Below are 24632 nucleotides of genomic sequence, written 5' to 3'. Positions count from 1 at the left end.
CGGCGACGTTCCTGCTTGCCCAGGACGTTCTGAGCCGGCTGTCCTCTTGTGTGGTCAGCGATCACCTCATGGCTGGACCCGGCGGGCCTGCGGGAGCGGGTCAGCCGGTCATGGACCGCTGAGCACCGTCCATCACCGCAGGGACCCGCCGGGTCCCGGCTCTCGGCCAGCCGTTGACGCAGGCGTTACCCGCCGCCGGGTTGAGTACTCCGATGACGTTCACGGCGATGCCGCAAGCGTTGACCGGGATGCTCACCGGTACCTGCACGACATTGCCGGACAGCAGCCCGCCCGAGCCCGTCGCGGTGCCGACGGCCCCCGCGGATGCTTCTTTCTCGACGGTCAGGGTCGCGGAGTCCGGGGGGTTCAGGCCAACCGTGGTGATCCCTTCAGGACGGTTGACGTAGGTTCCCGCCTTGTCAGCGGTGACGTTCACCGTGACCGTACAGAACTTCTCGCCGGCGGCCAGGTCGCCGCCTGCCAGAGCAACGGATGAGCCCCCTGCGGCCGCGGAGGCAGTGCCGTCGCCGCAGGTCGTCGACACATTCGCGTCGGAGGCCACGCTCAGTCCGTCGGGCAGGCTGTCGGTGAAGCCGAAGTCGTTCTTCGCAGCCAGTTCACTGGTGTTCGTCACTGAGCCTTTTCCGACCTGACGGTACTGGCCGCGTGTTGGACGGATCTGCGGAACGATGATGCTCCTGGTAGACGGGTTCTCGATCAAGATCGCCCGCAGCTACCAGGAGCTTCGCGTGCTTGTCTACCCATCGTCGATCGACCTGTCCAGTCGCACTCTGCGGTGCCTGACCGGACGACTCGCCGCCCGGCGAGGGGAGATCGGGACCCGATGGCGGCGCCTCACCGCCGGTCGTCAGGCTCTCCTCGCCCTGGCCCATCTGCGATGCGGCGACACGTACGCCCGGCTCGCCGCCGGGTTCGGTATCGGCATCGCGACTGTATTCCACTACATACGCGAGGCCGTCGAGGTGCTGGCCAACCTCGCACCCACCCTGGCCGAGGTGATGCACATCGCACGGACCAAGGCGTTCGTGATCCTGGACGGCACCCTGCTACCGATCGACCGGATCGCCGCCGACACCCCTTACTACTCAGGCAAACACAAACGCCACGGCATGAACATCCAAGTCCTCACCGATCCCTTCGGGCGGCTGCTGTGGGCCTCGCCCGCACTACCCGGCTCCACCCACGACCTGACCGCCGCCCGCACCCACGGAATCGTCGAGGCACTCACCGAGGCCGGCCTCAAGTGCTGGACCGACAAGGCATATCAAGGCGCCGGCGGCTCCATCCGGGTGCCCTTCCGCGGCCGTCATCTCAAGCGGTGGAAGCGTCGGCACAACATCACGCATGCCAAGATCCGCTGCCTCGGCGAGCAGGCCATGGCCACTCTGAAGGGCTGGCGCCTCCTGCGGAAGCTCCGCTGCAGCACCAACCGCATCACCGCGATCGTCCAGGCCGTTCTCGCCCTTCATCACGCGTCAGCGTGAGGTTGGAAAAGGCTCTGTGTACCCGGGCGAGCCCGGCTACGAGTCGCACCGAGACGGCGACGGCGTCGGCCAGGAATTGGGCTGACATCGCGCCCACCCGCCCTTCGAACGGGCGGGCGCCCGCGAGGGCGTCGACGCCTCTGTGGGCTCCGCCCACCCCGCGGCTCGCTGCTGTCCCCTGCCCGATGCAGGCCGGGCGCCGACTGATGCTGGTTCGGCCGGTGGGGAGAAGCTTCGCGCCGATATTCTGCACAACATGATCAACTCATACGCGGGCCTTGACGATGTTGGGGTTGCGATAGCTGCGGCACGTGCCGGCGCGGACGTGGTGCGCAATCTGTACGGCCAGGGGCTCACCCGCATCGACAAGGGCGCCGGGGACTTCGCCACCGCCGCCGATGTGGAGGCCGAGAAGGCGATTCTCGGCGTCATCCGTACCGCCCGGCCCGATGATGCGGTGCTCGGCGAGGAGGGCGGGCAGCAGGGCGCTGCCGACGCGGTGCGCCAGTGGTTGGTGGATCCCTTGTGCGGCACTCTGAACTATGCCGTCGGCAACATGCTGGTTGCCGTCAACGTGGGGCTGCGCGACGGGGCGGCGGCGGTGGCCGACCCGTTCAGCGGCGAGGTCTTCTTCACCGACGGTGAGACCGCCCGGGTGCGGCAGAACGGGGCCGATACGCAGCTGGCGCCCACGCCTGCCACCCAACTGGTGGACGTCAACCTGGATCCGCCATTTCCGAGTGCGCCCGGGCTCCGGGCCGTGGACTTGCTGGCCCACCCCGGGTTCGTCGAGCGGTTCCGGCCGCGAGTAGTGTCCACGACGCTGGCGTTGGCCTGGGTCGCCGCCGGCAAGCGCGCCGCGTATGTCACCGATGGCGGCGACCTGTCCGGGAGCGTGCATTTCGCCGCGGGCATCGCTGTGTGCCGGGCCGCCGGCTGCGTAGTAACCGGGATCGACGGCGCCCCGATCGGGCAGGCAGGCCGCGGGCTTGTCGTGGCCGCCGACGCCGAGACCCACGGGCTGCTGATGTCGATGATCCGTAGCCGTAGCTAGAACTGCACCTGAAGCTCGCTCCATGTGTTGCTCATCGATCCCCCGGCGCCTGCCGAATAGGTAGGGAAACGAAAGCTGAACTGCCGTTTTGCCTTTGGCAGTTCGGCTGTACAGGTTCTCGACGGCGCATTACGTGGAGCGCGTGGCGGACCTGCCGCCGCAGCTCGGTGACGAGTTCCGCGTGAGTCCGCGGCGGACCGACGGGTGAGCCGTCGTGCTCCGGCAGGGCACCGCCGTCGAGCGTCGCGTCGAGGTTTCGAGCAGCTCGGTCAAGGTGCACGAGCCGCTGCGGTGTGCGCTTCACCGGCGGGCTGCTGTCGCACTGCTCCTCTGCGTCGGGGCTGGAGCGCGCGAGGCGCTCCAGCCCCTCCGGATCGTCCGGGTCAGGAAGTGGGCAGTTCGCCGCAGACCGTGCGGGCCGCGGCGACCAGGTTCTCCAGCGAGGCGCGAGTCTCGGGCCAGCCGCGGGTCTTCAGGCCGCAGTCGGGATTGACCCACAGCCGTTCGGCGGGGATCGCCTTCAGGCCGGTACGCAGCAGATCAGCCGCCTCCTCGGCGCTCGGCACGCGCGGGGAGTGGATGTCGTACACGCCGGGTCCGGCCTCGCGCGGGTAGCCGTGGTCGGCGAGTTCGCGGGCGACCTGCATGTGGGAGCGGGCGGCCTCCAGACTGATGACGTCGGCGTCGAGGTCATCGATGGCCTGGACGATGTCCCCGAACTCCGCGTAGCACATGCGCCCGTGAGTTCGCCTGCAGGTCCTCTCGACCGAAGCGGCCGTGGACATGGCGGAGGCTGAACTCCCGCAAGCACGTTCGCGCATACGATGCGGGGCGCGAGGAGAGCTCACTCCGACCGTCCCGCGCCCCGCTCTCCACAGCAGCTGCGGAGCACCACGCCCACGACTGCGGATCCCGGCCCCCTCAGCCCTGGTCGTAGGTGTGGAACCCGTGGCTGCTCTTGCAGCCCTGCCTGCACCATCCGCTGGAGCAGTGGCGGCGGGGCGTAGAGAGGTTCCTTGAACTCGTCGTACAGCGACTGGGCGATGGCGGCCACGGTGTCGAGGCCGATCAGGTGCGCCAGCAGTGGTCCCATGGGATGCGCGCAGCCCAGCTCCATGCCCGCGTCGATGTCGGCGGCCGTGGCGAATCCCGACTCAGCCATTCGGGCCGCCGACAGCAGACAGGGCACGAGCAGGGCGTTGACGACGAAGCCGGCCCGGTCCTGGGAGCGGACCACCGTCTGCCCAGCGCCGTCCCTACGCCGAGACCCAAGCCCTGCGGAAGAGAGTTGACGGCCGTTCGCGATTGGCGAGTGTTCCCCCCAGCGAATGATTCAGGGGTCAGCCCCCGCCAGGGGGCTGACCCTGGGCTGGATGCCAGTGTTTCGCCGACACCACCAGCCGGATGGACGCCCTGCGCGCGGACGGTCGGCTGATCAGCCGCCTGCCGACCGAGTCGCAGTGGTCACCGTTGGCCGACGCCCCGGCGGCGCGCACCTTCACCGCACATGCCGGATGGGTGGTCGCAGCCGCGGGGTCTGAGGACCGCTGCGCCGGCGCCCGGTCCGGCCGCGGGCCGGGAACTGACGGCCGGGCCCGGCCTGGAGCCGACCTGCGGGCCCGGTCGGCCGTGCAGCCGGGCCCGGGCGGCGGCCGACGCCGTCGGCCGGCCCCCGGTCAGTCCGTGCACTGCTGCGGTTCGGACTGCCCGGTGCCGCTCTCGGTGAGAGCCGTGCGCGCGGCCTGCAGCAGTTCTTCGGAGAGCGGGTTGCCCCGGGTGGCGCGGGCGAGGACGAGGGCCCCGACCATGGTGCAGAACTGGGCCATGCCGTCGTCGTCGCCGGTGGCCAGCCGAGCGGCGAGATTCCGTACCCCGTTGTTGTAGACGTGGCGGGCGCGGGCGGCCTGGCCGGGCTCGCGTCCCAGGTCAGCGGCGAATCCGGAGACGGGGCAGCCGTCCCCGGCGTGATCGCGGTGCCAGACCGAGAGGTAGTGCTCGATCAGCGTCCGGCGGGCGGCCTCGTGCTCCTCGAGCGCCGCCGCCGAGTGTGCCGCCGGATCGTCGAAGGCGTGGGCGACGGCCTCGTCGACCAGGTCCTCCTTGGAGGCGAACTGCTTGTAGAACCCGCCATGGGTGAGCCCGGCGGCCTTCATCAGGTCGGCGACGCTGACCGCGGTGCCTTTCTCGCGGAACATCCGGGAGGCGGTGGCTACGACGCGCTGTCGGTTCTCCTGTGCTTGTGCCTGGGACACGCGGCCCACGGAATCACTCTCCTCAGATGGATGTCGCTTGTCATCTATCCTAACCTCCGTTTAGATTTCTAAAGACATCTATTTGATGTCGATGAGATCACCCGGCAGGTCAAGCAGGGCCCTGCGCTGCCTCCCCCACCGTCTGAGGCCGACGGCCTCCGCCCCCGACAGCACTGGAGACCGCTGTGGCATCGCCACCCGCCCCCACCGAGTCCTCGACGCCAGCGGCGTCCACGCCATCCGTGCCGTCCGGACCGTCCGCCCGCCGGGCGGTGCCGGTACGGGCCTGGCTGCAACCAGCGATCGTCGGACTGATCGTGGTCTCGGCCTTCGTCGCCTGTTATGTGGGCCTCCAGCGCAACCCCCAGCCGCACGGCGTGCCGCTGGCCGTGACCGGGCAGCAGCTCGCCACCGAGGTCCGGCACACACTCGGCGACCGCGTCGACGTGCACCAGGCAGCCGAAGCCGCCTCGGCGCGCCGCGCGGTGCTCCACCGTGACGCCGTTGCAGCCCTCGGCCCCAACGGTGACGGCGGACTGCGGCTGGACGTGGCCGGAGCCAACGGCCTGTCCACCACCAACGCCGTCACCGGCCTCGCCGCCACCTATGCGAACCAGGCGGGGCAGCACCTGGAGACCGCGGACATCGTCCCGCTGGCCAAGTTCGACAGTCGTGGACTGAGTACTTTCTATGTGGCTTTCGGTGTGACCCTCGCCGGGTTCGTCCTCGCCCAGAACACCCTGGGCCTCGGCCACGTGCTGGCCCTGCGCCACCGGTTCCGGCTGATCTGGGGCTTCTCGGCGGCCTGCGGCACCATCGCGGCCGCCATCGCCGGACCCGTCATGGGAGCCCTACCGGCACCGTTCCTGCCCCTGGCGGGCGCGCTCGCGCTGCTGGCAGCCGCGGCAGCGTTCACCACCAAGCTGCTCGGCACCTGGCTGGGCCCGCTCGGCGTCCCGGTGGCCACCCTGCTGCTGCTCACCGTCGGCAACTCGACCAGCGGCGCAACCATCGGCGTCGTCCTGCTGCCCGGTCCGGCCCGCATCGTCTCGGGGCTGCTCCCGCCCGGCGCCGCCATACGGGCCGTCGCCGACCTCAGCTACTTCGGCGGTGCCCACGTCGCCGGCCCGCTGATCACCCTCGCGCTGTGGGCCGTGCTCGCGGCGCTTCTGGTGGGCCTGCGGTCCCGGCAGGTCGCCGCCCGGGGCTGAGGGCCCGCTGCCCGGGACGCGCGGGGCCGGCCCCGTGTGCCGACTTGCTGCTCGCCCTGTGGAAGCGGCGACCCGCGAGCCCGCAGTGGATCAGCGGTGACATCGCCGCGGCCAACGCCTCGCTGACAGCTCCGCTGACGCTCTGATCACACCTCAACTCAGATTTTCCATTACTCCGAAGGAGATCGACTGATGGTTACCAGCAACCTTGTTCTTATCCCCGGTGCCGGCGGCGTGGGCCGTACGGTCTTCGAGCAATTGCGCGCTCAGGATGTGCCGGTGCGTTTCATGGTCCGTCGCGAGGACGAGCGTGCGGCTGAGCTGCGGGCGCTCGGCGCGGAGGTCGTCATCGGTGACCTGACCCGGCCCGAGAAGGTAGCGGCCGCGCTGCAGGGCGTGGCGCGGATGTACTTCGCGATGCGCGTGTCGCCGGACCACCTGCTGGCGGCGACCGTGGTGGCCTCCGTTGCGAGGGAGTACGGGAAGCTGGAGGCCCTGGTCGACCTGTCGCAGATGACGGTGTCGCAGATGACCGCCACCAGCACCGAGGAGTCGCACCAGCAGCGGCTGCACTGGCTGGCGGAGCAGGTACTGAACTGGTCCGGCCTGCCCGTGGTGCACATCCGGCCGACGGCGTTCCTGGACACTCCGCTGTTCACCACGCTGGCCGCGCGGTCGATCCAGGAGAACGGCACGATCGCGCTGCCGTTCGGCACCGGACGCACCTCGCCGGTCGCCGTGGACGACGTCGCCCGGGTCGTCGCCACCGTGCTCCGCGACCCGGCTCCGCACATCGGGCAGGTCTACGAGCTGACCGGGCCGCGCTCGGTCGACATGACGGAGCGGGCCGCGGAATTCTCTCGGGCGCTGGGACGACCGGTGACCTACGTGGAAATGCCCCCGGAGAGGTGGGAGGCCCAGCTCCCGAAGCTGGAGATGCCACCGCACCTTGAACAGCACGTCGCCACCATGGCCCAGCTGCACCGGGACAACCGTTACGACCGCACGACCGACGGCGTCGAGCGCGTGACGGGCATCCCCCCGCAGTCGATCGAGGCGTTCGTGGCCGCCCGCAGGGACTTGTACCTGGGCTGAGCCGCCCCGGCCGGCGCCGAGATCCGCAGCATCCTCACCCTCCGCGACAGCGGCGAAGCCCCCTGCGGTCACGTCACCGACCTCATCAACCAGTCGACGCTGACCCGGGCCGGCTGAGCAACCTCCTCGCGGCGGCCCGGGACCCCGGCATGGGGCGCCGGCCCGGCAGCCGGTCGCGCTCGGCTTTGGAGGATGGGAGAAGAGCGAGTGGGGGTGCCCGTGCCGGCCGGCACGGACACCCCCACTCGGGGTCCCGTACGTCAGGCGGCGAGGGATTCCGTGATGGCGTCTGTGCCCTTGGTCAGGGCTTCTGTGACCTGCTCGGGGTTCAGGCCGTTGACCGAGATGATCTCCACATCGGTGATGCCGACGAAGCCCAGCGCACCGCGAATGTAGGGGGCGTGGAAGTCCATCGGCGCGAAGGCGGGGTGCTCCAGGTCGCTGCCGGAGGATCGCAGCACGACCGCCTTCTTCCCGGTGAGAAGTCCGTGCGGCCCGTCGGCGCTGTAGGCGAAGGTCCGGCCGGCCATGAACACCTGGTCGATCCATGCCTTGAAGACGGCGGGGACGTTGAAGTTGTACACCGGGACCCCGAGTACGAGGGTGTCGGCGGCCTCGACCTCACGGATGAGAACGTCGGCGGCCGCGACCGCGGCCTTGGCCTCTTCGGTGTGGTGCTCGGGCGGGGCGAACACGCCGGTGATCCAGTCCGCGCTGACCGGGACGGGGGTCTCGACGGCGAGGTCTCGGTAGGCGACGGTGCCCTGCGGGTTGCGGGCCTGCCAGGCGGCGACGTACTGGGCGGAGAGTCGGCGGGTCAGGGAGTCGCTGGTGCGGGCGCTGGAATCGATGTGGAGCAGGTGAGCCATGGGTGTTCCCATCAAAGGATCATGACTGCCGACGCGAGAGAGCGAGGCAATCGGTGGGGGGTGGGAACCTTCGCGCGGTCGGCCGGCCGCGGTGGGTCGGCCTCGGATGCTTCAGGAAGGTTCGCGACTGCGAGCGTAGTAGTTCTGGATTGAACAATCAAGAATAATCTCGAGATCGTTCTGGATGGCAAGCGGTTGTTCGTGGATGCCGCTCCGGGCGGGGCGCGAGGTCCAGGCGAGAGGCTGTGGGCGCGTGACGACGGCAACCTTGCCCTTGACGTGGAGGTCCACGCTTTGCCTCTTTCTGGATTGATTGATACAGAATTAGGGTGCGTTAATGAGTGCGGGCAGGTCGCGCTGCGGGAGGGGATTCTCGCTCAAGCCGGTCAAGCCCGAACTGGTCTAGTCCAGGGTGCGCATGGCGGCGGCGACAGCCGATTCGACGAACTCCCGCCCTGCCCGGGCCTGGCCCATCACGCGTAGACCCTGCATGAAGGTGGTGAGCAGGCGTGCCAGCTCGGCTGGGTTCTTGTCCGCCGTGAGCTCGCCGCGGGCCTTGGCTCGCTCCAGCGCCCCGGCGATGGTCGACTCGACCAGTCGCAGGGTGGCGGAGACCTGTGCGGCCGTGGCGGGGTCGGAGGCGCGCTCGGTGGCGGCGTTGACCATCATGCAGCCCCGGTCGGGGTCGCACAGGTCCGCCTCGGCCATGGCTGTGAGTGCGGCCCGCAGGGCCGGGCGCACCTTGTCGGCCGACTCCAACTGCGCCACCAGCTCGCCGGTGTTGTGCGATGTGTATCGCTCCAGGGCTTGCCCGTACAGCTTCTCCTTGGAGCCGAAGGCGGCGTACAGGCTGCCGCTGCCGATACCGAGGGCCGAAGTGAGGTCCTGCAGTGACGTCGCGGCGTAACCACGACGCCAGAACACGTCCATTGCGCGGTCGAGAGCCTGGTCGATGTCGAACTCTCGTGTGCGTGCCATGGTGAGAGCGTAAGCATTATGGATTGGACAATCAAGTATGGTTCGTCACTCCCGTCTGTGGGAGCCGCTCGGTGCTTCACGCGCGGCGGCTGGGGGCGACGGCGGCCCGGGCGGCACCCGCACCCGTCCGGTGCCGATCCCGCCCGTACGACTGCTGCACCGACAGCAGGTCGGGCGTGTCACGGGGTTGCCGTCGCCGACCCGTGAGGAAGGAAGTAAGCGGTCGGCCCCGTCCATCGGCAGCGTGGCGGCGCTTCGTGGCCGGCCCCAGCGGCGGCGCCCGCGGTCCCGTGATGTCGGGCACTCTCACATCAGAATGTTCAAACGAACATACCTGTGTTAGAAATGAGTCATGGGTGTCGCCAATCGTCTGGACCTGACCCTGCGACTGGTGCAGGGCTCCGACCGGGTTTCCGTGTCGGAGCTCTCCCATCGCCTGGGGGTCTCCGAAATGACCGTGCGCAGAGACCTGGACGCACTTGAGCGCCAGGGGCTGGTGCGCAGAGTGCACGGCGGCGCCGTCGCCACACGGTCCCGTGAAGAGGGGGCGGGATTCTCGGCGCGCGAGTCGTGGCAGGCCGCGACCAAGGACCGGCTCGGTGCGGCCGTGGCCGCGATGGTGGAGCCGGGATCACGCGTGCTGCTGGACGCGGGCACCACCACCGTGCACGTCGCGGAGCACCTTGCTGAACGGGCCCCTCTGACGGTGGCTGTCCTCAGCCTGCAGGCTGCGGTGTGCCTGGCGGACCGGCCCGGGATCGATCTGCTGGTCGTCGGCGGCCGGTCCCGTCCGGGCGAGCGGTCCCTGGTCGGCCCGCTCGCCCTGCGCACCCTTGAAGCCCTGGCCTTCGACTGCTTCGTGCTGTCCATCGGCGGTGTGCACGCCGAGTACGGGTGGTCGGAGTTCTCGCTGGACGACGCGGCCGTCAAACAGGCCGCCCTGGCGGGAGCCACCCGAACCATCGCGGTGGCGGATGCCACCAAGCTCGGGGTGCGCTCGTTCAGCCAAGTCGCCGCCTTGGGGGCGGTGGACGACTTCGTCACCGACGCCGCGGCCGAGGACCCCGTCACACATCCCAACGGCCCCCTGACCCTGACAGCCCTGCGCGATGCGGGTGTCCACACCGTCCTGACCTGAACCGGTCCACCGCGAGGAGCACATGTCATGAACGCTGTCCCACGACCTCTGATGATCCTGGTCGCCGGCCCCTACCGGGCGGGGACCGGGGACGACCCGGCCAAGCTCGACGCCCATGTACGGGCGATGAACCGGACCGCCCTGGCGCTCTTCCGCGCCGGTCACCTGCCGCTCACCGGTGAGGCTCTGGCCCTTCCCCTGGTGGAGGCCGCGGGAAGCGCCGGCCCGGGCGACCCCGTCTTCCAGGAGATCTTCCACCCCATCGCCGAACGGCTGCTGGCACGCTGCGACGCGGTACTGCGCATCGGAGGCCCCTCGGAGGGCGCGGACCGGATGGTAACGATCGCCCGGGCCCTGGGCCTGGACATCTACACCGGCATCGATGACATCCCGGCCGTCCGGTGACCGCCGGTCTGGACACCCCGGACCGGCGCGGACGCACCGGTCTGGACCAGCACGGCCGGGACCTGACCGGCAACCCGCGCGTGCGCGTCAAGGAGGTGAAGGTGCTCTCCTGCGACTGGTACGTCCTGCGCAGGACGACCTTTGACTACCAGCACAGTGACGGCCATTGGAGCCGGGAACAGCGCGAGACCTACGACCGGGGCGACGGCGCCACGATCCTCCTCTACAACACCGATCGCCGCACCGTGCTGCTGACCCGCCAGTTCCGCCTGCCCGCCTACGTCAACGGGCATCGCGACGGGATGCTGATCGAGACCGCCGCCGGGCTCCTCGACGGGGACGCCCCGGAGGAGGCCATCCGAAGGGAGGCGGCCGAGGAGACCGGACACACCATCGGCACCCCCCAGCCCGTCTTCGACGTCTACATGAGCCCAGGGTCCGTCACCGAACGCCTGCACTTCTTCGCCGCTCCCTACGAACCGGTGACCCCAGAGGCCGACGGGTACGGGATCGCCGCCGAGGGCGAGGACATCGCGACCGTGGAACTCGCCTTCGACGCGGCCCTCGCGATGGTCCGCAGAGGGGACATCGCCGACGCCAAAACCATCATGCTGCTCCAGTGGGCGGCCCTGGACGGGCCGTACCGGCACCCCGGTCCGCCCTCTCCGCCCGCCCACAGCGAGGCTCGGTGACGGGTCCGCGCAGACGGTTGCTCTCATGGTTTCCTGTACGGCCCTGGCCCGGAACGGCTCACATCGCCTCCTCCAGTGCGCGATTGAACTCCTCCGCCGAGGGGGTGACGCTCTCGCGCGGGTCCTCGACCGCCAGGATGTCGTCGATCAGTGCGGCCAGTCGGACCGGGAGCGAGGCATTCCTGTTCCGGATCGGCACCGCGGGTTCACGCAGGACCACACGAAGGGGATCGGTGCCGTCCGGGAAGTCCCGGGGGGTGCTTCGGGTGAGGGCCCAGTACAGGCATGCCGCCGAGGCCCATACGTCCACGGCGGGCTTGGCGTACTTGTAGTTCACGATCTGGGCCCGTGCCATGAAGGCCACGCTGCCGCCCAGGGCCCCGGTGCGGGTGTAGTCCGACAGCCCGGCGTGTTCGAAGGCCTTGGCGAGCCCGAAGTCCGCGATCTTCACCACGGGTGCGGGCCCGGTACCGGACAGCAGGATGTTCTGCGGCTTGACGTCCCGGTGCACGAGGCCGGACGCGGGGGCCGTGGTGCCGTCACCGAGGCGCACCGCGGGCAGAAGAGCGCTGTGGGCGTACGCGAGGCCGTCGAGGACCTGACGGGTGAGGGCGACGGCGTCGTCGGGGCACAGGGGCCCGTCCTGTTCGATCACCCGTTGGGCGAGGTTTCCCCCTTCGCAGTACTCACAGGCGAAGAAGAGGAGCATTCCGGTGGAGCCGGCGTTACGGAATCGCACAAGGTTCGGATGCCGGAGCGCCTCGGTGTTCCTGATTTCGCGCAGGAAGCCGTTCACCGCGCCCGGGTGGATGCCGGTTTCGGGCTGGAACACCTTCAAGGCGAGCGACTCGCCGGAGTCCTGCTGCCGCACGAGGTAGACGATTCCCTGGGCGCCGCGGCCGAGTTCGCGCACGATGGCGTAGCGGTCGATCTGTTCGGCGGCGTCGCCTTCGGTGTCGCCGCCGGTCGGTGCGGGGAGGCCCTCCGCGGTTGAGGACACGCGCAGCAGCAAGGTGCCGACACGAACTTCGTCCCCGTCGGCGAGTTGGTGTGCGTGAGAGCTGGGGCCGTCGATCCTGACACCGTTGACGTAGGTGCCGTTCCGGCTCCCGAGATCGCGTACCCGCAATGCGGGCGGATCGATGTCGAACGCGCAGTGGCGGCGCGACACTTGTCGTTCGCCCGCAGGAACCTCTATGCCGCAGTCGGAGGCGCGGCCGACGACAACGGTGCCCGGCTCGCCGAACGAGAATGTCTTTGACTGCGTGCCCGCGACGGTCACGTGCAGCTGTACCTCCGCCGCCATCGCTGGTCTCAGTCGACGAGGGCGACGTACAGAGGCGAACCCAGCAGCACAATGGAGTCGTCGTCCGGTTCCCGACTCGGCCCGTGCAGAAGGCGTTTGGCGACGAATTCCATCCTCTGCCTCGGTCCCTGCAATGCCTCCGCGGTCCGGCGCACCGCACTGAGCACCGCCGCATCGGGAGCATCGGGATGCCCGGAGGCGTCGCCGTCGAGGAGCGAGCGGATCCCCAGGTTTGCGCTGAGCCCGCTCAGCAACGAGGGCAGCAGGGACCGGGCGAGAGCCGGGGCGCCCTCGGCGCCGGCGGACGCCCCCAGGACGTGGTTCCTCGAACCGCCCAAACCGACGACGACGCGGCCGACGGCCGGAATTCGTCCGGGCAAGGACGTACCGGTCATGCCGTCGGACCTCGCCGACCTGCTGGAACGGTGTCTGCACCAAGATCCCGAGCTCAGGCCGCGATCGATGTCCGAGGTCGCCGCAGAGATGGCCGGGATCTATGGGCGGGCGTTGTGGCATCCCCATCGCCGCCGAGTGCCCAAGGCCTCCGATCTGCTGGCGGACGAGTACAACAACAGAGCGGTGTCCCTGCTCGACCTCGGCCGGACCGCGGAGGCCGAGGAAGCGTTCACCGCGGCACTGTCGACAGACCCCCGTCACGTGCAAGCGACGTACAACTCGGGGCTGTTGCGCTGGCGGCGCGGCGACACCACGGACGAGGAGTTCGTCACCGTACTCGACACCGTGCGCAACGACACCGGTGATCCATGGCAGGCCAGGCTGTCGCTTGCACAGGTCCACCTGGAGCGCGGTGACGTGCCGGTGGCCCGTGAGCTGCTGGACAGCGTTGCGCGCGAGCAGCCCCGGGAACCGGAGATCCGGGCTGCGCTGGAGGCCGTCGCGTCCGGACAGTTGGTCCATGCGGGCTGCGTCACGGCGGAGGCGGTCCCCTGGTACGTCTATGAGCAACGGATGGCGCGGAGTTCCCCGGGCGGCGCGCTGAAACCCGCCGGCCCTCCGGAACTCCGGATCCGCCTGACCGCCGACGCCCGTCAGGCGCTGGTGGCCTGCGACGGTGCGGTGCGGCTCTGGGACACCCGCGACGGAACGTGCTTGCTGACCCTCGACAGGGACAGGGCGGCGCACGCCATGGACATCAGTGCCGACGGACGGTACGCCGTCGCCGCGGGCACCGACGAGATCGTTCGGCTCTGGGATCTGGCGGACGGCCGCTGCGTGCGGACCTTCACCCCGCAGTATCTGAAGGGCACCACCGCCATTGCGGACACCCGCCTGGCGGTGCGTGCGGGCCGGGTCGCCGCCGCGACCGACGACGGACAGGTTCTGGTGTGGGACACCGGGAGCGGACGGGTCGTACGAACCGTCGAAGAGGTCAAGGGCGGCGCCCCGGCGTTCGAGTTGACGGCCGACGGGCGCCGTCTGCTGACCAGCGGTCACGAGGACGGAAGCGTACGTCTCTGGGACGTGGCCACGGGAGACGTCCGGCAGATCCTGCCCGGGTACGACGGCTGGCGCCCCATCAATTGCATGCGGGTGAGCGCCGACGGGCGCCATGCGGCGATCGTCGGCTACAACCACGGGATCGCGCTGTGGGATCTGGACACCGGCCGCTGCGTCAGCACACTCGCCCAGCACACAACGGGTGCCAAGTCGATGGCGCTGAGCCCCGATGGCTGGTGGGTGTTGTGCGATGCGCGAGACGACCGTCTGGAACTGTGGGACCTCGAACGCGGGCGGTGTCTGCGGACGTTTCACGGTCATGCCGGTGACGTGGTCGGTGTGCAGATCACCGACGGTGGCCGGATCGGTGTGTCTGCGGGCAAGGACGAGTCGACGAGGCGGTGGCGGCTGCCCGGCGCCTACGAGGCGCCGCCCCAGCTGAGCCGGCCGCGACCCGCCTCGGAGAGGTCAGACTGTGGGAACTCGACTGGGATCTGGCCGTTCGCGACCCGGCGGACTGGGACGCCGGCGCCGAGCCGTACCTTCGCCGGTTCCTGGACCGGCACGGCGCGCGGTGGTCCGCCGCCGACGTGGACGACTTGCTGTGTCGTCTGCAGGACGCCGGGTACGGCTGGCTGCGGCCGGACGGAGTGCGCGCACAGCTCAATCGCATGGCCGGGGGCCGGAGCTGACGGCTTGGAGAGAAGCTGCGATCAACGGGAGGCAACCATGAGCAGCCGGCGGACACCGTCAGCGGCCGAAGGAGAACTGGATCCGCTGCTGCGAAGGGTGATCGACCTGACCGGGGACCCGAAGATCGACACACGGGAGGTCCAGTACCGGCGCGCCGCCGAAGCCGGGAACGTCGACGACATGGTGCGGCTGGGCGCCCGTCTGCTCGACAAGGAGCAGTCCCCCGAAGCAGCGCAGTGGTTCCGCCGCGCGGGCGAGCGGGGCAATGCCCTGGGAATGCACAACTTGGGTCTGGTACTGAGCAAAGAAGGCCATGAGGACGAGGCTGCGCAGTGGTACCGGCGCGCCGCAGAAAAAGGCGACGTTCCGTCCATGGTCGCCCTGGGAGGTCTGCTGCTCAGCGGGAACGCTCCGTGGCATGAAGCCGAGCACTGGTTCCGCCGCGCAGCCGACGCCGGCGACGTGAAGGCCACATTCTTCCTCGGTGACTTCGCGATGGAGGACGGCCGTATCCAAGAGGCCGAGCCGTTGCTTCGCGCCGCCGCTGACCAGGATCGCGCAGACGCGATGTACTTGCTGGCTCACATCATGGCGAGCACCGGCCGCACCCCGGAGGCCGAACGCTGGTATCACCGCGCGGCGGACAAGGGTGTGCCGAAAGCGATGAACAATCTCGGCAGCATTCTCATGAGGAGCGGTCGCCTGCAGGACGCGGAGAAGTGGTTCCGCCGGTCCGTCGAGCACGGAACAGTCGAGGCGATCTACAACCTCGGCGACCTTCTGGAGCAGACCGGCCGCGCGCACGAGGCCGTGTCGTGGTTCCGCCGCGCCGCGGCCCAGGGATACAGCGACGCGAGAGCCCGCCTTGCCCGTCTGGAAGGGCGAGGCAACCGCTGAAGTAGATTCCAGGCTCTGGTGAAGGCCTGTCGGCAGGAGCGGTCTCGCCTTCTTGCGTGGACGGAGGGCGGCTTCTGTACCCTGCGGCCAGGACTCCCGCTTTCGCCGTTTCCTGGAAGATGCCGGCTTCTCTATGCCGTGCCGTCCCGAAGCGCCGGCAGGTCCACGGCCCGCACAACGACGCGGGTCACCATGCCCGGCGATACACCCGGCTTCGCCGAAACCGTGTCAGCGGCCCCGCTGGGTCAGCGCCAGTCAGGAGCGCCCGGGGCGGGTGACGCGAGAGTTTCGATCTTCGTCCGAATCTCCCGCATGACGGAGACGATGCGGGCCTCTCGTTCCTCGGTGAGCCGGGCCACTGGGATCGAGCAGCTGATGGCGTCGATGGCGGGTGTGTCGTACCGGAGGGTGAAGCCGAAGCCCGCGATGCCGGTCACCGTCTCCTCGCGGTCGATGGAGTAGCCGCGCTCGCGCACGCCTGCGAGGTCGGCGAGCAGCGTGTCGCGGCCGGTATGTGTGTTCTCCGTGAACGCAGTCAACGGCCCCTCAGGGAGCGGGAGTTCGTCGTCGGAGCGCTCGGCGAGAAGCGCCTTTCCGAGGGCGCCCGCATGGGCCGGGATCCGGCGGCCGACCCGGCTGATGCTGCGCAGGTACTCGTGGGACTCGCGGGTGGCGAGGTAGATGACGTCCGGGCCGTCGAGCCGCGCCAGGTGAATTGTCTCGCCGAGCGCGTCCGAGGCCTCGTCGAGATACGGGCGGGCTGCGCGTACCTGCGGGTCGCCGTCGAGGTAGCTGGTGCCCGTGAGCAGCGCGCGGATCCCGATCCCGTAGAGGGAACCGGTGGAATCGGTACGCACCCAGCCGCAGTCGACGAGGGTCTGCAGCAGCTGGTGCATGCTGCTGCGCGGCACATTCAGCTCCTCGGCGAGTTCGTCGAGACGCGACGGCCGGTCGCCCCGTCCGGCGAGCAGTTCCAGCAGTGCGACGGTGCGGACCGCCGACTTCACCCCGCGGACACCTCTCTTCTCCAGCATGCGCACATCGTAAATCCGCGTCGGCTCGCCCATTGACCCGTCACGTTCACGCCCTTAGCCTCTGGTCTCATACATGGACGTCATCTGCATATGAGGATCGAATTCATGACACGGATCAGCGCGACGTCCGAAGGGATGGCCCGGCGACTGCGGTACGGCATGCCGGCAGGAGTGCTGTCCTTCCCGCTCACGAGCTTCCGGGACGACGGCAGCCTCGACCTGGAGTCGTACCTGGCATACCTGGCAGATCAGTTGGCCACCGCACCCGGCGCGGCGTTCCCCGCCTGCGCCGCACGACGACCGGCCTGACGCGGAGCCGGGACGCCGCCGTACCCGCGTGCGCCACCTCGTACCCCTGTCATGCCCGCACCTCCGGCCGTCGGCGAGTCCACGGCCGTCCGACAGTCCGCCGGAGCCTCCGGCTCCGGCTGCTTGATCCACAGTTCAAAGGGGAACTCACATGCCTCTCCTCGTAGTCGGAAGCAGCGTTCTGATTCTGCTTCTCCTCATGACCAAGCTGAGGCTCAACGGCTTCGCCGCCCTTCTGCTGGTGGCGGTCGGCGTCGGCGTTGTCCAGGGGATTCCGCTGGAGAAGATCCCGGACGTCCTCTCGGAAGGTATCGGGGGCCAGATCGGGGACACGATGCTCACGATCGGGCTCGGTGCCATGGTCGGCCGGGTCATGGGGGATTCGGGCGCCGCTCAGCGAATAGCCGGCAAGCTCCTCGACGCCTTCGGACCGCGGTGGGTCCAGGTGGCCATGGTCGTGACGTCCATGCTCATCGGCGTGACCATGTTCTACGAGGTTGCTTTCATCATCATCGTGCCCATCGCGTTCACGCTCGTCAGGGTCACACGGGGGCGAAGCTGCTGTGGGTGGGACTGCCGATGTCGATCGCCCTGTCCACCATGCACAGCTTTCTCCCTCCCCACCCCGGCCCCACTGCCGTCGCCGCGACCTTCCACGCCTCCATCGGCCTGACGTTGTTCTACGGCCTGTTCATCGCCGTTCCGGTCGGTGCGTTCATCTCTCTGGTGTGGCCTCGTCTCCCGTTCATCAGGGCGATGAACCCCTCCATACCCAAGGGCCTGGTCAGCGAAGGGGAGTTCACCGACGAAGAGATGCCCGGCCTTGGCTGGTCGCTGTTCGTGGCCCTTTTCCCCGTAGTGCTGATCGCCGGCGCCTCGGTGACCGACATGGCCACCTCCAGTGACACCCCGTTCCTGCACTTCATCGCATTCATCGGCTCGGCGCCCATTGCGCTTCTGCTGACGCTGGTCCTGGCGCTCTGGGCGTTCGGGCCCCGGATCGGCCGGAGCCTGGCGGACGTCAGCGCCTCCTGTACCTCGGCGGCCCAGGCGATGGCGATGATCCTCCTCGTGATCGGCGCCGGCGGTGCCTTCAAGAACGTCCTCGTCGAAGGCGGGATCTCCGACTGCATCAAGGACGCCACGGACAGCTGGCCCATCTCGCCGATCATCCTCGCCTGGTTCATCGCGGTCATCCTCCGCGTGGCTCTCGGGTCGGCGACGGTCGCCGTCGTCACCGCCTCCGGCGTGGTGCTGCCGCTCCTGGCGGGCAGCGGGGCCCACCCCGAGATGATGGTGCTTGCGGTCTCCTGTGGCTCGATTGCCTTCTCCCACGTCAACGACCCGGGGTTCTGGCTGTTCAAGGAGTACTTCAATCTCTCGGTCATCGACGCCATCAAAGTGCGCACCACCTATACGACCGTGCTCGCCGTCCTCGGTCTGGGGGGCGTCCTGGCGGCCGAGTGGGCCCTGGACGTCCTCAGCCTCTGAGCACCAGCCCCGATCACCCTCGAACACAAGGACTTCGACGAACATGAGCAAGAGCCAACCGACCATCACGGTGTTCTCCGTCTACCCCGTCGCGGGCCGGGACTGCATGGAACTGAACCTCTCCGGCGCCCACGGTCCCTACTTCACCCGCAACGTCATCGTCCTCAAGGACTCCGAGGGACGCACGGGACTGGGGGAGGTGCCCGGTGGTGAGAAGATCACCCAGACTCTGCGCGATGCCGCCTCCCTGGTCGTGGGCGCCAAGGTGGGGAACTACAAGCGCGTCCTGCGCGAGATCGGGGCACGGTTCGCCGAGCGGGACTCCGGTGGGCGGGGCGATCAGACCTTCGACCTGCGGACCACCGTCCACGCCGTCACCGCTGTCGAATCGGCACTGCTCGACCTCCTGGGGCAACACCTCGACGTGCCCGTCGCGGCACTCCTGGGCGACGGCCAACAGCGTGACTCCGTGCGGGTCCTGGGCTATCTCTTCTACGTCGGCGACCCCGACCTCACCGACCTGGACTACTGCCGCGAACCCGACTCGGCCGTCGACTGGTACCGAATCCGGCACGAGGAGGCCCTGTCGCCCGAGGCGATCGTCCGTCAGGCCGAGGCGGCGTACGACCTGTACGGATTCCAGGACTTCAAGCTGAAGGGCGGTGTCCTGGAGGGCGCCGAGGAGGTCAAGGCCGTACGGGCACTCAAGGACCGCTTCCCCCAGGCCCGGATCACCCTCGACCCGAACGGTGCGTGGTCACTGCGCGAGGCCGTCGAACTGTGCCGGCCCTTGGTCGGCACACTCGCCTACACCGAGGACCCCTGCGGAGCCGAGGGCGGCTACTCCGGACGCGAGATCCTGGCCGAGTTCCGCCGCGCCACGGGGCTGCCCACCGCGACCAACATGATCGCCACCGATTGGCGGCAGTTGACCCACGCCCTGGCCCTGCAGTCGGTCTCCATCCCGCTTGCCGACCCACACTTCTGGACCATGCAGGGCTCGGTGCGCGTGGCCCAGCTGTGCAACGCTATGGGTCTGACCTGGGGCTGCCACTCCAACAATCACTTCGACATCTCCCTCGCCATGGTGACCCACTGCGGAGCCGCGGCCCCGGGCGAGTACAACGCCTTGGACACACACTGGATCTGGCAGGAAGGTCTGGAGCAGCTCACCACCGCCTCACCGCGTATCGTCGACGGCGAAATCGCCGTTCCCGATGCTCCCGGCCTGGGCGTCCAGCTCGACATGGACCGCCTCCTCGCGGCCCACGAGCTCCACCAGGAGAAGGCACTAGGGGCACGTGACGACGCGATCGGGATGCGGTACCTGCTTCCCGACTGGGAGTTCGACGGCAAACGCCCCTGCCTTGTGCGCTAGGGCGGCAGCGGGGCTTTCGCTGTGACCAGGCAACAAACGTCGGCCAGACCGCCCGTGTCTGTCGTGCGAAGGTGTCGTTGGATGTAGGGGGCGCGGGCATTCACCATCTCACAGGATGCACGCGCCAGGGCCCTGGTCCGGTAGGACCAGGGCCCCTCGTGTGTCCCGCCCGCGCTGCCCCGGCACGCCTCGGCTCCCGACGAGTCCGGCGACCGTGCAAGCTGTGTACCGCCGCCCCGGGGGCGGTGGGTGGCGGCACACAGCAGCTCAGAGAGGGGCCCGCGGCCAGTGGCGGGTGGGGGTCAGGTCAGCGGCGGTGTCCGCGGTCGTAGCCGTTGCGGTGGTCGCGGTCACGGCCCCAGGACTCGGTGTCGACGGTCCAGCCGCGGTCGTTGCGCAGCGTGGCCCTGTCGGAGTAGTTGCTCCAGATGTAGTCGCGGCTGTCCTGGTAGACGTCGGTGCGGGTGTCACGGCCGTAACCGGTGTGGACACGGACCGTGGCCCGGCCGGCCAGACGCAGGTCTTCGAAGCGGTAACGGTTGCCGCTCCGGTCCGAGAGCGTCCACCCGTCCAGGTTCACCGCCCGGCGACCGGTGTTGGTGACCTCGACCCACTCCCCGTTCAGCGAACGGTTGGAGTAGTCGTCACGGCCCGGGCTGTTGTACTGGATGTCGCCGAGCACCACCTTGGAGTACGCCTGGTGGTGATGGCCACGGTTGTGCCCGTCGTCGGCGGAGGCCGGCATCGCCACCACGGCGACGACGGAACCGGCCGCCAGACCGGTAGCGACAAAACGACGGACGATACGAGAAGCAGACACGTGATGTCCCCTCAAGTAGAGGCGCCCAGGCCCAGGTCAGAGCCATGCTGCGCAGTGCGGGTCCCGGCCCAACAAGCCGAGGACCCAAACCTTGAGGCATTTGCCCGGATGTCGGCGGAGGCTTCAGCCCGCGTTACACAATGCGGACATTTCCGTAACTGACAACTGCAACGGTCACGCACTCCGGGCGAGCGTGGCCCTGACATTCGCTGCGAGTGGCACCCATCCCGGCCGCGTCCGGCGGCAAGCCCTTTCCGACCCCTCGCCGCACCCCGCCGCACCACTCCGTGCCCCGTCATCGGCATCACGCAAATCGGGTAACAGGCACAATTAATCACAGTTCGGGCAGGGGCGCGATGATCACACGTCTGCGCGAGCGGATCGCCCTGGCCTCATGACTCTCGCCAGGCCGGACGACTCCCGCCTGCCCACGGACAACGGTGACTGATTCCCGATGATGGTTGTCGAGCAGTCGGCGTGGGGTGAGGGAGCCATCGGGAATCTGGGTGCTGTTCCCGTCGTGCACTTCGACCACGTAGGGGTCGTCGGCGATGAACTCCGACGATGGCCGCCAGGACCTGCCGATCCCCAAACCGGAGCGCCGGAACCACCCGCTGGAACGACTCCCACAACCCATCCGGCACCAGACGCTCCACCATCGCCATCACGGCCGCCGGCCCAGTGATCAATCCAGTTGAGGCGATCTCTTGCGGCAGGCGCCGGCTTTGAGCTGTTTCGGCGGGCAGCCCGTAGGGAGGGCGGGACGGGCGACAGGGGCAGCGGCGGACAGGCGGACACCACGGAGGCGGCCGGCACGGTTGAGGGTCACGCGGAGCGAAGCAATGGCGGGCATACGGTCCTCACGGTAGGGATAGGTGGCTGTCCACGTCTCCTCCGGCTCATCTTCCGACCGGTCCACCAGTGCGCGCGCCGTCACCGCGGCAGGGTAGTGGGCGGCCACGTACCGGCCCGCGATGCGTCGAGCGACGGAGGGGTCGTGGACCGGTCCGGCGGCACCCGGTATGGGGTATCCGGCCGGCGGATGCTCGGACGTCGTATGCACTTGCACATCGATGTCTATCCTGTCCCGGTCCGGCCAGGACATCTGGGCCATGCCCTCCGGTTCCAGTTCTGCCCACACACTCTGCTCCATGCCATCCAAGCCGTGCGGAGTGAAGTCCGATGCATGTTTGACGCGGAAGTTGCTCCCCATTGCCTGCCGGACCACTTCGGCGATGGCTGCCTGCTGCTCGGCAGATGCGGTCCTGGTTCCCTCGGCGTGGTCTACGACCCGGACCCCGGCAGTGGTGACCAAGATGCATGCGACCGCCGAGAATCCCGCACCGGTCATGGCCAGCAACGAGCGGTGGCGCAAGCCCCAGGGTGGCAGTCGCCTGCCCGCGAAGCGGACGGAGAGCACCCCGCCGCCGACTCCCGTGACTGCACCCGCGACATTGGTGAGCAAGTCGCTGGTGTCGCAGTATCGGCCGATGGCGGGAACTGCCGCTTGGACGCCACACGTCCTTGTTGACTGTGCACATTCCCGAGCTGCCGCCGCTCGATCCCGCAGGCGAGCACGACGGAAAGCAGCAGCGGAGGGACCGGGCGCCGGGCAGCGCGCAGGCCGAAGAGGCCGATCGGAACGAACAGGGCGAAGTTCATCTCCCTTCCGTCGTCGCAGGTGACGGACGCGGACCTGCGGAGCATCGCCTGTGCAGGCCCCTGGCCGCGCCTCTGCGCGTATTCGAGCAGGGCCACGGTGAGCAGGCGGTGAGCGCTACGCGTCACGCCCGCTTCACATCGCAGTCGCATACCGAAGGGTCTGGGAACCGGATCGACGGCAGTCCCCTGGTTTCGTAGAGGCCTTTCTTCACAGGTCGTCTCGTGTGGTGCTGAAGCGCCTGGAGCGATGCTTGATCTGGATCATCCAGGAGTTCAGGAGCGGGGAGTGTTGTTGAGCAGCGATCTCGGGCGGTTCAGCCGCCAGACCACGTCGGTCCCGCAGTCCGACGGAGCCGCGGGCGGTGTTACCTGTTCGCGCCGGACCTCGGTGAAACCCAGGCGCCTGGGAATGGCACCGCTGGCCGCGTTGGCCAGGTGGTGCACGATTTCCAGGTACGCCACGTCCGGTAGCGCGAACGCCTCGGTGACCACGGCCGCTGAGGCCCGGGTCGCGATGCCCCGCCCGATGGCGGCGGGGTGCAGCCAGTACCCAATGAGGAGGCTCTGTGGCTCACTGGCACGGTAGAGGGAGCAACTGCCGACGAGTGCGCCATTCACCGTGATCGCGTAGTTGTACGCGTCACCGCTCTGCCACTTCGGATCGCAACGGGCGAGGAACTCGCGGGTGCGCTGTTGGCTGTGGCGGGCCACCCACGGCATCCACGGCCTCAGGTGGTCGAGCGATTCTTCGATCATCCGGAACAGGGCGTCGGAATCGCTCTCTGCCCGCCAGCGCCGCAGGGCGAAGTCCTGACAGTCAATGGTCTCATTCGGCTGCTTCATCGCGGCATGGTTGCTCCCGAGAGGGGATCACCGCAATCAGATAGAGGTGACGGTCAACCTTCCTGCCTGGCAAGGCAGCGATAGCAGATCGGGGCGGCCCAGTTGGGCTCCGACAAACTCGGTTTCCACTCCGCGGACGTGATCACCTCTGCACTGGCACGGCCCGCTGGGGGAGCGGCGCGCGGATGGAGCTCTGGCCGGCCTGTGACGCGCACAGGCCCCGCCTTCCGAGCATTAATGCGCCGGCACCGCGATGTCGACGGCGATCCCGAAGCTGTTCGCGCGACGACCTGTCTACGCGCTTGTCGGCGCCGCCTGCTGCACGACCTCGAACGACCACAGGGTGGACCCGCTTGCCGCCGGCTTGGGAGGTTCGCCGCTCTCCGCGTTACTGCCCTGGTGGGCGGCCTTCATGGGGCCCTCCATCCAGGATTGGAAGGAGTCCTCGTCACGCCACCGTGTGTAGACGAGATAGTTGTCGGTGCCGTCGACGGGGCGGAGAAGTTCGAACCACTCGAACCCGTCGGAGCTCTCCACGGCATGGGCGCGGGAGGCGAAGCGCTTCTCCAGCGTGTCCCGCTGCTCGGCGGGGACGGTCAGTACGTTGATCTTGACTACGCTCATGACCCCATCCTGCCGCACGGCGGCCGGCAGACGAGGAGCGGCTCGTGCATGGCGCGGTTTCGCGGGTCGCCGCCCGGTTCGGGACCGGCACCGGGGGACGGCGTGGTCGGCCGCGTGTCCTGGGGAGAGCGCAAGGAGCTAACGCTCCACCTGGATCTCGTCCACATGATCGCCGCGACTGAGTGGCATGCCGGGCACGCCGACATCGTCCGGGAACTCATCGACGGTGCCGTGGGACTGCGGAATGGGAGCGACAACGTGCCGCCCGGTGACTCGGCGTGGTGGGAGACTTGTGCATCCGGCTGGAGCGTATAGCTCAGTAAGCTTCAGGGATTGCCTCGTGGCTGACCGCCCGGACGTGGTGTCAGTTCGAGACGGCTGATCCGGACCAGGCCAACGACCCGAGATCGATCGAGGAGATCGTGAATCCGCAGACGTTCAAGGGCTACAAGGCCAAGGTCACAGTGTACGCAGACCGACTTGAGATCAAGCGGGGGCTGAGTGCCAGGATCAGTGGCCCCAAGGACGCTGTCGTCCTCTTCGCAGACCTCGTCAGGCCGTTGTCCAAGCCCGCGACCCCCTGGATCAACGGTTACGTCTACCTAGCTACGGACTCAGATCCGGCTCATCTGAGCTACTGGGAGGACCCTCCGAAGACGAAAATCGGCGGAAATCCTCAGGCCACCTTGTTCACGTGGTTCCAGCGCGCTGCTCAGGCCGACTTCATGTCAGCCCTTGACGTGGCCTGGCGCGCGGCGAATCCGGACACGTGCGGTCGAGTGCCCTTAGCTTGATCTTTAAGGCTGCTGCTCGGCCCGGCCGTGTCTAGGCATATCCGTTTTGCGCTGTTTCTTGCCGACTGGGTGGCGGGGTGCGGGTGTGGAGGTGCGGCCCTTGGGGCGGCCTGGGCCGGGGTGG

Annotated in this window: 23 protein-coding genes and 4 pseudogenes; 13 read left to right on the top strand and 14 right to left on the bottom strand. The window is 68.7% G+C overall.

Translation table 11 applies throughout. From position 1 onward, the window contains the following. Positions 1 to 100: 100 nt before the first annotated feature. Positions 101 to 634: a chaplin gene (locus ABZV38_RS28080; RefSeq protein ID WP_356331222.1), complete on the bottom strand. Its 534-nt coding sequence runs from the start codon at positions 632 to 634 to the stop codon at positions 101 to 103. A 115-nt stretch (positions 635 to 749) separates the two neighbouring features. Between ABZV38_RS28080 and ABZV38_RS28075 the strand changes: the two genes are divergently transcribed. Both ABZV38_RS28075 and ABZV38_RS28070 read left to right on the top strand, forming a co-directional pair. Beyond that, on the top strand, positions 750 to 1505 hold the full coding sequence (locus ABZV38_RS28075) for a transposase family protein (RefSeq protein ID WP_356331237.1): 756 nt from the start codon (positions 750 to 752) through the stop codon (positions 1503 to 1505). A 256-nt stretch (positions 1506 to 1761) separates the two neighbouring features. Further along, on the top strand, positions 1762 to 2559 hold the full coding sequence (locus ABZV38_RS28070) for an inositol monophosphatase family protein (protein ID WP_356331221.1): 798 nt from the start codon (positions 1762 to 1764) through the stop codon (positions 2557 to 2559). Between the two features lie 383 nt (positions 2560 to 2942). Here ABZV38_RS28070 and ABZV38_RS28065 read toward each other — a convergent pair. The 3 genes and pseudogenes from ABZV38_RS28065 to ABZV38_RS28055 form a co-directional block, all read right to left on the bottom strand. After that, positions 2943 to 3293: pseudogene (locus ABZV38_RS28065) on the bottom strand (5-methyltetrahydropteroyltriglutamate--homocysteine S-methyltransferase); the annotation flags it as partial. 187 nt (positions 3294 to 3480) lie between these two features. Further along, positions 3481 to 3805: pseudogene (locus ABZV38_RS28060) on the bottom strand (3-hydroxyacyl-CoA dehydrogenase family protein); the annotation flags it as partial. Positions 3806 to 4235: 430 nt separating this feature from the next. Beyond that, positions 4236 to 4820 (bottom strand): TetR family transcriptional regulator, encoded by a 585-nt coding sequence (locus ABZV38_RS28055; RefSeq protein ID WP_356331220.1) that lies wholly within the window; start codon positions 4818 to 4820, stop codon positions 4236 to 4238. A 176-nt stretch (positions 4821 to 4996) separates the two neighbouring features. Between ABZV38_RS28055 and ABZV38_RS28050 the strand changes: the two genes are divergently transcribed. Both ABZV38_RS28050 and ABZV38_RS28045 read left to right on the top strand, forming a co-directional pair. After that, positions 4997 to 6022, top strand: a complete 1026-nt coding sequence (locus tag ABZV38_RS28050) for a hypothetical protein (RefSeq protein WP_356331219.1) — start codon at positions 4997 to 4999, stop codon at positions 6020 to 6022. A 192-nt stretch (positions 6023 to 6214) separates the two neighbouring features. After that, on the top strand, positions 6215 to 7117 hold the full coding sequence (locus tag ABZV38_RS28045; protein ID WP_356331218.1) for an NAD(P)H-binding protein: 903 nt from the start codon (positions 6215 to 6217) through the stop codon (positions 7115 to 7117). A gap of 260 nt (positions 7118 to 7377) precedes the next feature. Here the strand turns inward: ABZV38_RS28045 and ABZV38_RS28040 are convergent, their stop codons facing one another. The 3 genes from ABZV38_RS28040 to ABZV38_RS28030 form a co-directional block, all read right to left on the bottom strand. Further along, positions 7378 to 7998: an NAD(P)H-dependent oxidoreductase gene (locus ABZV38_RS28040; RefSeq protein WP_356331217.1), complete on the bottom strand. Its 621-nt coding sequence runs from the start codon at positions 7996 to 7998 to the stop codon at positions 7378 to 7380. A 99-nt stretch (positions 7999 to 8097) separates the two neighbouring features. Next, positions 8098 to 8277 (bottom strand): hypothetical protein, encoded by a 180-nt coding sequence (locus ABZV38_RS28035; RefSeq protein ID WP_356331216.1) that lies wholly within the window; start codon positions 8275 to 8277, stop codon positions 8098 to 8100. Between the two features lie 111 nt (positions 8278 to 8388). Beyond that, the gene (locus tag ABZV38_RS28030; RefSeq protein ID WP_356331215.1) at positions 8389 to 8964 is read right to left on the bottom strand and encodes a TetR/AcrR family transcriptional regulator; all 576 of its coding nucleotides are present in this window, start codon (positions 8962 to 8964) and stop codon (positions 8389 to 8391) included. 352 nt (positions 8965 to 9316) lie between these two features. Between ABZV38_RS28030 and ABZV38_RS28025 the strand changes: the two genes are divergently transcribed. From ABZV38_RS28025 to ABZV38_RS28015, 3 genes are read left to right on the top strand one after another with little or no spacing between them, the layout of a single operon-like run. After that, positions 9317 to 10102: a DeoR/GlpR family DNA-binding transcription regulator gene (locus ABZV38_RS28025; protein WP_356331214.1), complete on the top strand. Its 786-nt coding sequence runs from the start codon at positions 9317 to 9319 to the stop codon at positions 10100 to 10102. A gap of 27 nt (positions 10103 to 10129) precedes the next feature. Continuing rightward, entirely contained in the window at positions 10130 to 10507 is a 378-nt protein-coding gene (locus ABZV38_RS28020; RefSeq protein ID WP_356331213.1) for a DUF4406 domain-containing protein, read from the top strand. After that, positions 10504 to 11199, top strand: coding sequence for an NUDIX domain-containing protein (locus ABZV38_RS28015; RefSeq protein WP_356331212.1), 696 nt, complete (start codon positions 10504 to 10506; stop codon positions 11197 to 11199). Before ABZV38_RS28020 ends, ABZV38_RS28015 begins: the two co-directional genes overlap by 4 nt. Before the next feature lie 58 nt (positions 11200 to 11257). Here ABZV38_RS28015 and ABZV38_RS28010 read toward each other — a convergent pair whose 3' ends face one another. After that, positions 11258 to 12505, bottom strand: a complete 1248-nt coding sequence (locus ABZV38_RS28010; RefSeq protein ID WP_356331211.1) for an FHA domain-containing serine/threonine-protein kinase — start codon at positions 12503 to 12505, stop codon at positions 11258 to 11260. An 8-nt stretch (positions 12506 to 12513) separates the two neighbouring features. Continuing rightward, on the bottom strand, positions 12514 to 12900 hold the full coding sequence (locus ABZV38_RS28005; RefSeq protein ID WP_356331210.1) for an SAVMC3_10250 family protein: 387 nt from the start codon (positions 12898 to 12900) through the stop codon (positions 12514 to 12516). Between ABZV38_RS28005 and ABZV38_RS28000 the strand changes: the two genes are divergently transcribed. After that, a complete protein-coding gene (locus tag ABZV38_RS28000) occupies positions 12899 to 15553 on the top strand; it encodes a tetratricopeptide repeat protein (RefSeq protein ID WP_356331209.1) in 2655 nt (884 codons plus the stop codon). The genes ABZV38_RS28005 and ABZV38_RS28000 overlap by 2 nt on opposite strands. Before the next feature lie 245 nt (positions 15554 to 15798). Here ABZV38_RS28000 and ABZV38_RS27995 read toward each other — a convergent pair whose 3' ends face one another. Continuing rightward, a complete protein-coding gene (locus ABZV38_RS27995; RefSeq protein WP_356331208.1) occupies positions 15799 to 16587 on the bottom strand; it encodes an IclR family transcriptional regulator in 789 nt (262 codons plus the stop codon). Positions 16588 to 16692: 105 nt separating this feature from the next. Between ABZV38_RS27995 and ABZV38_RS27990 the strand changes: the two genes are divergently transcribed. The 3 genes and pseudogenes from ABZV38_RS27990 to ABZV38_RS27980 all read left to right on the top strand — a co-directional run bounded on the left by ABZV38_RS27990 (position 16693) and on the right by ABZV38_RS27980 (position 19765). Further along, on the top strand, positions 16693 to 16896 hold the full coding sequence (locus tag ABZV38_RS27990) for a hypothetical protein (RefSeq protein WP_356331206.1): 204 nt from the start codon (positions 16693 to 16695) through the stop codon (positions 16894 to 16896). A gap of 151 nt (positions 16897 to 17047) precedes the next feature. After that, positions 17048 to 18387 (top strand): annotated as a pseudogene (locus tag ABZV38_RS27985) (gluconate:H+ symporter). 43 nt (positions 18388 to 18430) lie between these two features. After that, positions 18431 to 19765: an enolase C-terminal domain-like protein gene (locus ABZV38_RS27980; protein ID WP_356331205.1), complete on the top strand. Its 1335-nt coding sequence runs from the start codon at positions 18431 to 18433 to the stop codon at positions 19763 to 19765. Between the two features lie 307 nt (positions 19766 to 20072). On the opposite strand, the gene ABZV38_RS27975 is transcribed toward ABZV38_RS27980, so the two are convergent. From ABZV38_RS27975 to ABZV38_RS27960, 4 genes are all read right to left on the bottom strand, one after another. Further along, entirely contained in the window at positions 20073 to 20510 is a 438-nt protein-coding gene (locus ABZV38_RS27975; RefSeq protein WP_356331236.1) for a lamin tail domain-containing protein, read from the bottom strand. Between the two features lie 760 nt (positions 20511 to 21270). Next, positions 21271 to 22050 (bottom strand): hypothetical protein, encoded by a 780-nt coding sequence (locus tag ABZV38_RS27970; protein ID WP_356331204.1) that lies wholly within the window; start codon positions 22048 to 22050, stop codon positions 21271 to 21273. A 470-nt stretch (positions 22051 to 22520) separates the two neighbouring features. Further along, positions 22521 to 23090 (bottom strand): GNAT family N-acetyltransferase, encoded by a 570-nt coding sequence (locus ABZV38_RS27965; RefSeq protein ID WP_356331203.1) that lies wholly within the window; start codon positions 23088 to 23090, stop codon positions 22521 to 22523. A 294-nt stretch (positions 23091 to 23384) separates the two neighbouring features. After that, positions 23385 to 23714, bottom strand: coding sequence for an antibiotic biosynthesis monooxygenase (locus ABZV38_RS27960; RefSeq protein WP_356331202.1), 330 nt, complete (start codon positions 23712 to 23714; stop codon positions 23385 to 23387). Positions 23715 to 23819: 105 nt separating this feature from the next. Here ABZV38_RS27960 and ABZV38_RS27955 point away from each other — a divergent pair. Continuing rightward, positions 23820 to 24037, top strand: a pseudogene (locus ABZV38_RS27955) (DUF664 domain-containing protein); the annotation flags it as partial. 99 nt (positions 24038 to 24136) lie between these two features. Then, positions 24137 to 24508 carry a hypothetical protein gene (locus tag ABZV38_RS27950; RefSeq protein WP_356331201.1) on the top strand — a complete coding sequence of 124 codons (372 nt, stop codon included), beginning with the start codon at positions 24137 to 24139 and terminating at the stop codon, positions 24506 to 24508. Positions 24509 to 24632: the final 124 nt, after the last annotated feature.

Origin of the sequence: Streptomyces sp. NPDC005181, assembly GCF_040608395.1 — a bacterium.
Taxonomy (GTDB): domain Bacteria; phylum Actinomycetota; class Actinomycetes; order Streptomycetales; family Streptomycetaceae; genus Streptomyces.
Note: the sequence above shows the minus strand (reverse complement) of the source record. Positions and strands in the feature narration are given on the sequence as shown.